Here is a 5,769-nt window from a genome sequence, read left to right as displayed (position 1 = left end):
TAGGGGCGAGGGGTATCCTCCGCGGTACCACCCTAATTCTTTTTCGCCTCGCGGCGAAAAACTCTACCGGTGACCATCATCACCTGCGTCTATAACGGGACCTCCCGTAGCGGCCTACTCCCCATTTCGACCGCTCCGCTCCAAGACCATGTTCAACAGGAAACTCCGCCGCCGGCTTTCACCTACCCCGGCTCTCTAAAGGCGGGTCTACCTGCCTACTCTTCTCTTCATCGCGTTTGCAAGCTTAAAAATACTATACTATGATATTATCCATTATGTCAAGTATTATTCCACCAAATCAGACATTTCTGCCCTTTATCAATTCCTGTTGAAAGCTATGATCTTCCTCCCATTGTTAAGCACCACTGCTGTTAGCATCTGCAACCTCATCATTTACGCTGTCACCGTATATGAAATCGTGGAGAAGAACCTTGTTCTTTTCTAAATCTGGTACCAGAACGGCCATGCCGTCAATTCGCTTAGATTCATACGTTCCATCTACTGGTAGCCTGTATTGTATTATATCCTTGTTCTTAAATCCCAACACTGAGATCCCCAAGCTCAAAATTTCGGTCTTTGAGAGATTGGTCTCCACATAGGGCAACATAGTGCTCACCAAGCCGGGTAGTTTCAAAGGGTTAATGGTCTTTATCTTTTTAAATAATTCTACCAGTACCCGCCTTTGTCTCTCGGTCCTCTCAAAATCGCCATTCCCAACTTTTCGCACGCGGGCATATGCTACCGCTTGCCTGCCGTTTAACGTCTGTGGGCCGGGATTTTTGAGCAAAGGGGCAGGCTTGGTGTTTTTATTTAGACTGTTGAGTTCTTGTATGCAGCTGTTAATATAGGGGATTTCTTGCTTTTTGACGTCTATAGTTACACCGCCTACCTGATCAATGATCTTTTCTAGGCCAAAGAAGTCCACCGTAACATAATGGCGTATATCCAGGTCGAAGTTGGTGTTTACCGTTTTGATGGCAAGGGAAGGTCCACCAAAGATATAAGCCGTATTTATCCTGTTTTTATCTCTGCCAGGAATGGGCACATACATATCGCGCATCAGGGAAGTAAGCTTAATGACCTGGTTTTTCTTATCGATGGTTGCGATCATTATGGTATCGGAACGAGATATACTGTTTTCAACCCTTGAGTCCAAACCAAACAGGAGTATGTTGATTACACCGGTTTTGCTGGTTTTGGGAGCCGTTTCAGAAATCCCTAAATCTTTATCATTAGAGGGCACTTCTTCCTGAGAATCTGATGAATCAGAGAAATCCGATAAGTCCGATGAATCCGCATAATCTGCCAGAGAATTATTTTCAAGTTGGTCAAGCAATACATATATATAAGTCGCTGATGCTATTAGAAAGACAAGCAATATGGATAGCGCAGTTATCAAAAATTTTTTCATGTAAATACCCCCATTGAGCTTTATGTAGCATCTAACATTATTCTACAAATTATGTTATAAGTCAATACAAGATTGTGAAAGTTTAAATTTTGTTAAAAAAGCTACACAATATTATAATAGAAATATATAAATGCTGAAAAATACGGAGATATTACATCATATTATATTAATTATTAAGATATATGTCGTTTAAATCTAAAGATGGGGTATTATAAGTATTATAAAATAAAAATGAGGAGGAATATAGGTGGCAGACTTGGCCTTCATTTTTATGGTCTTTGTTGAAGGATTAGCCTCTTTTTTTTCTCCTTGCGTTTTACCGCTTATTCCAGTATACCTGGCTTACTTGACAGGGCAAAACGTCGACAATCTGCTTAGAAGCACCTCAAAGTCCTATCGTACCTTGGTACTAAACGCCCTTTTATTTGTCATAGGTTTTTCTTTTGTGTTCATCAGCATGGGAACTGCGGCAAGCTCCTTCGGAAGGGTTATAGTGAAACACAAGGATGTTATCCGAATGATAAGTGGAGCATTGATTGCCTTTTTTGGCCTGTTCCATATTGGGCTTATCCCTATTCCCTTTTTAAATTATGAGAAAAGATTTAAGACAAGCATTGATGGGCCGGGATTCCTTACATCCATTATCGCGGGTATGGGCTTTGGTTTGGGATGGACTCCCTGTATAGGTCCAATGCTTGCCTCGGTGCTGGTCATGGCCAGCCAGACCCCCTCCATCGGTAAAGGGATGGGATTATTGGCGGTATACAGCTTAGGATTGGGGTTGCCCTTTGTGACACTGACAGCCTGTATGCCGGTGTTATGGACGCCCCTTAAAAAACTGTACAAATATATGGACATAATAAGATGGATTAGCGGTGGACTTCTCATCATAATAGGGTTATTGATTTTCTTCAATAGATTGGCCTTTTTAGACTCATAACAGAAAATCATTTTGAAAGGATGATGCAATTCCATGGGCAAGATTATCAAAATACTGTCTCTTTTGCTGGCATTAGGACTGTTTGCAAGCGGTTGTGCTATGTCACAAGATACGCCTCAGGAAAGGCCGCAAGGCCAGGCAGAGGAACCACAGAATGAAAATATCCTCAATCCTTCACCAGATGAAAGCGATGACAAAAATACAGCTTCGCCACAAAACATTTTAAAGGACAAATACTATTTCTTGGAGATAAATAAGCCCATGCATGATTTTGAGGCTGAAGACTTAAATGGCAATAAGATCAAACTGTCGGATTATAAGGGAAAAATCGTATTTCTCAACTTTTGGGCTACCTGGTGTCCGCCCTGCCGAGCTGAGATGCCCCATATGGAGGAATTTTATGCAAAGTACAAAGACCAGGATATCGTCATCTTGGCAGTCAACTCTACCTCTGTGGAGCTTAAGGGCGGAACCGATGATAAAGCTGCAGAGAAAAAGGTGAGGGATTTTATTCAACAGTATGGGTATACCTTTCCCGTACTCCTGGACAGGAATAACGAAGCTTGGAAAATCTATTACCAAAGCGGAGTGCCCACCAATTACATTATTGACAAGGAAGGGATAGTTCGCTATCTTAAGATAGGAGCTTTTTCAGGCCAAGAAGAAATGGAACTTGTAGTTGAAGCAATTAGGGCGACGGAAGAGTAATTACTTCGGTAAAAAACTAAGGAGCGATGTTCTTTGCCGGCAACAGGTACCCTTTACATCTGCGCAACGCCAATAGGGAATCTAGAGGACATAACCTTAAGAGCGCTTCGCATTCTCCGGGAAGTGGATTATATCGCCGCTGAAGATACCAGGCATACTTTAAAGCTCTTGAACCACTACGGGATTTCAAAGCCGCTTATAAGCTATCACGAACACAATCAGAAGGAGCGGGGTCACAAAATTATAGAGCTGCTTAAGCAGGGCCATAGCGTAGCCCTGGTATCCGATGCGGGAATGCCGGGGATATCTGACCCGGGAATACCTCTAATTAGCCTGGCAAGGGAGAACGGTATACCCGTTACGGTATTGCCCGGTCCCACAGCCGCCATCACAGCTTTGGTGCTGTCGGGAATGGATACCAGCCGTTTTGCGTTTGAAGGTTTTTTGCCGCGGGAGAAAAAGGACAGAGAAGCAAGGCTAGAAGAGTTAAAATGCGAGCAGCGCACCATCATTCTCTACGAAGCGCCGCACAGGTTAGTTGCCACCCTAAAGGATATGCTCGACAAGCTGGGCAACAGAAAGGTGGCAGTGGTGCGGGAACTAACTAAGATACACGAAGAGGTCATCATCTTAAACCTTGAACAGATGCTGCAACATTTTAATGAACATCCCCCTAAAGGAGAAATAGTGCTCATCTTAGAGGGATGTGGAAATCAAGATACGCAGCATAAGGATGTGTGGAATATTTCCATAAAGGAACACATCAAACAATACATGGCTCAAGGCTTTGACAAGAAGGAAGCTATAAAACAGGTGGCTAAAGCCCGGGGGCTACCCAGAAACGAGGTTTACAAGCATTCTATAGATACTTGAACTATTTTCTTTGGTCTATGATGATGTATATATAACCAAAGGAAAAAGGTAGGTGCCTGGAAGATGATGCGTTACTCAGTCAGCTTGCGCAGCTCAGCCAGGCACTCTTTGCATATATTCCTGCCTTTGTAAGTCCGTACATCCTTGGCATTATCGCAGAATATGCATGCAGGCTCATACTTTTTCAATATAATATGTTCATCGTCCACGTAAATCTCTAAAGCATCTTTCTTGTCGATACCCAGAGTCCTACGCAACTCAATTGGAATTACAACTCTTCCCAACTCATCTACTTTTCTCACAATACCCGTGGATTTCATTTTCTCCCCTCCTCCCCTAACAAAATTCGACATCAATCACGCAAATTATATTACCAATAATACCAATAAAAGTCAATAGGCTATTTGTAAAAAATATGTAAACTATAATTAAATTTATGCATAGGTTCTATTGTAAAAAGAAATGTCATATGCATAAACAAAAAGATTGCCTAAAAGGTGAGGCCTATGGTCAACATAGTATGGATATTGTTGATATTGATAGGACTGGTAGTCGCTGCATTTAATGGAAAGATAGAGGTCGTCACGCAGGCAGCCCTGGACAATGCTAAATACGCTGTGGAATTATGTTTTGGGTTAATAGGCGTTTACGCATTGTGGTTGGGGCTCATAAAGGTGGCTCAAGAAGCAGGGCTGGTCACAAAGGTCTCACAAAAAATGCAGGGTATAATGCGATTTCTATTTAACGACATACCGGCCAAACATCCTGCTATGGGGGCTATAACCATGAACATAATTGCTAACATGTTGGGACTGGGCAATGCAGCTACTCCCTTGGGAATAAAGGCTATGAAAGAGCTGCAGGAATTGAACCCCCAAAAGGACAGAGCAACCAACGCCATGTGCATGTTTCTGGTTATAAACACCTCATCTGTACAGCTAATACCCGCCACTGTGATAGCCCTGCGCAGTACGGCCGGCTCCAGCAACCCAACGGAGATCATTGGCACTACATTTATAGCTACAGTCTGCTCAACGGCGGCAGGAATTATAGCCGCCAAGATATTCCAGAGGTATTATTAAAGCGAGGGTGTAAATATAACATGGCTGGCGTTATAAATATAATATCCTCTTTTGCCATTCCTGCTTTTATATTTATGGTATTGATACATGGACATTTAAGCGGCGTAAACGTATATAATTCATTTGTTGAAGGGGCAAAAGAAGGCCTTACCACCGCAGTTAAGGTGTTACCTTACATGGTAGCTATGTTTGTCGCAATCGGAATATTCAGAACCTCCGGAGCCATGGACATCCTTGTAAGCCTTATAAGCCCTTTTGTGGAAAGCGTGGGCATTCCAGCCCAGATCCTTCCCCTTGTAATCATGCGCCCCATGTCGGGCTCCGCTTCAATGGGAATATTGGCTGAGCTCTTTAAAGTCTATGGCCCCGATTCGTTTATCGGGCGGATAGCTTCAACAGTGATGGGCTCCACTGAAACCATATTTTACACCCTCTCAGTCTACTTTGGGGCAGTTGGAATAAAAAGGATTCGGCATACTCTATGGGCCGCGCTATTAGCCGATTTGGCAGGGCTTATGGCATCTGTCATGGTCTGTAGCATAGTATTCGGCAGATGATACCGATTTAAGCTCTATAAAAATGCCTGAATTAAAGTTGACAAATAAGCATTTTGTCCTTAAAATCAATTCATGAGGTTGCTTTATAATTTAGTTTTGATCGGAGGCATTAAGAATTATCATGAAGATAGACGTTTATGCACTGCCCAGCAATGTAAATGAAAAAGAGCTTAAAGATCGTGTAGCAGTCGTCATCGA

At 42.7% G+C, this 5,769-nt stretch carries 7 protein-coding genes and 1 other annotated feature; of the genes, 5 read left to right on the top strand and 2 right to left on the bottom strand.

Annotated elements, in window-relative coordinates; genetic code table 11:
* Window positions 1-240, bottom strand: a binding site (T-box leader).
* A gap of 115 nt (window positions 241-355) precedes the next feature.
* Window positions 356-1,411, bottom strand: coding sequence for an LCP family protein (locus FWJ59_RS07480; RefSeq protein ID WP_414481328.1), 1,056 nt, complete (start codon window positions 1,409-1,411; stop codon window positions 356-358).
* Between the two features lie 247 nt (window positions 1,412-1,658).
* Here FWJ59_RS07480 and FWJ59_RS07475 point away from each other — a divergent pair, with 247 nt between their 5' ends.
* From FWJ59_RS07475 to rsmI, 3 genes are read left to right on the top strand one after another with little or no spacing between them, the layout of a single operon-like run.
* Window positions 1,659-2,351, top strand: coding sequence for a cytochrome c biogenesis CcdA family protein (locus tag FWJ59_RS07475; RefSeq protein ID WP_414481327.1), 693 nt, complete (start codon window positions 1,659-1,661; stop codon window positions 2,349-2,351).
* 33 nt (window positions 2,352-2,384) lie between these two features.
* Window positions 2,385-3,059, top strand: coding sequence for a TlpA disulfide reductase family protein (locus FWJ59_RS07470; protein ID WP_414481326.1), 675 nt, complete (start codon window positions 2,385-2,387; stop codon window positions 3,057-3,059).
* Between the two features lie 33 nt (window positions 3,060-3,092).
* Entirely contained in the window at window positions 3,093-3,932 is an 840-nt protein-coding gene (gene rsmI / locus FWJ59_RS07465; RefSeq protein WP_414481325.1) for a 16S rRNA (cytidine(1402)-2'-O)-methyltransferase, read from the top strand.
* 71 nt (window positions 3,933-4,003) lie between these two features.
* On the opposite strand, the gene FWJ59_RS07460 is transcribed toward rsmI, so the two are convergent.
* Complete coding sequence (locus FWJ59_RS07460) at window positions 4,004-4,252, bottom strand: AbrB/MazE/SpoVT family DNA-binding domain-containing protein (protein WP_414481324.1); 249 nt, start codon at window positions 4,250-4,252, stop codon at window positions 4,004-4,006.
* A gap of 186 nt (window positions 4,253-4,438) precedes the next feature.
* Between FWJ59_RS07460 and FWJ59_RS07455 the strand changes: the two genes are divergently transcribed.
* Window positions 4,439-5,014, top strand: coding sequence for a nucleoside recognition domain-containing protein (locus FWJ59_RS07455; protein ID WP_414481323.1), 576 nt, complete (start codon window positions 4,439-4,441; stop codon window positions 5,012-5,014).
* Window positions 5,015-5,034: 20 nt separating this feature from the next.
* The gene (locus FWJ59_RS07450) at window positions 5,035-5,571 is read left to right on the top strand and encodes a spore maturation protein (RefSeq protein WP_414481322.1); all 537 of its coding nucleotides are present in this window, start codon (window positions 5,035-5,037) and stop codon (window positions 5,569-5,571) included.
* Window positions 5,572-5,769: the final 198 nt, after the last annotated feature.

The organism is Caldicoprobacter sp., assembly GCF_047459465.1.
Taxonomy (GTDB): Bacteria; Bacillota; Clostridia; order Caldicoprobacterales; family Caldicoprobacteraceae; genus Caldicoprobacter.
The sequence above is the reverse complement of the archived record's forward strand: the minus strand, read 5'-3'. Positions and strand labels throughout refer to the sequence as shown.

What these genes read in the sequence shown, in the direction of transcription:
- FWJ59_RS07460 (WP_414481324.1), bottom strand. Translation starts at nt 4,252, where the DNA reads ATGAAATCCACGGGTATTGTGAGAAAAGTAGATGAGTTGGGAAGAGTT.
- FWJ59_RS07455 (WP_414481323.1), top strand. Translation starts at nt 4,439, where the DNA reads ATGGTCAACATAGTATGGATATTGTTGATATTGATAGGACTGGTAGTC.
- FWJ59_RS07450 (WP_414481322.1), top strand. Translation starts at nt 5,035, where the DNA reads ATGGCTGGCGTTATAAATATAATATCCTCTTTTGCCATTCCTGCTTTT.
- FWJ59_RS07470 (WP_414481326.1), top strand. Translation starts at nt 2,385, where the DNA reads ATGGGCAAGATTATCAAAATACTGTCTCTTTTGCTGGCATTAGGACTG.
- FWJ59_RS07480 (WP_414481328.1), bottom strand. Translation starts at nt 1,411, where the DNA reads ATGAAAAAATTTTTGATAACTGCGCTATCCATATTGCTTGTCTTTCTA.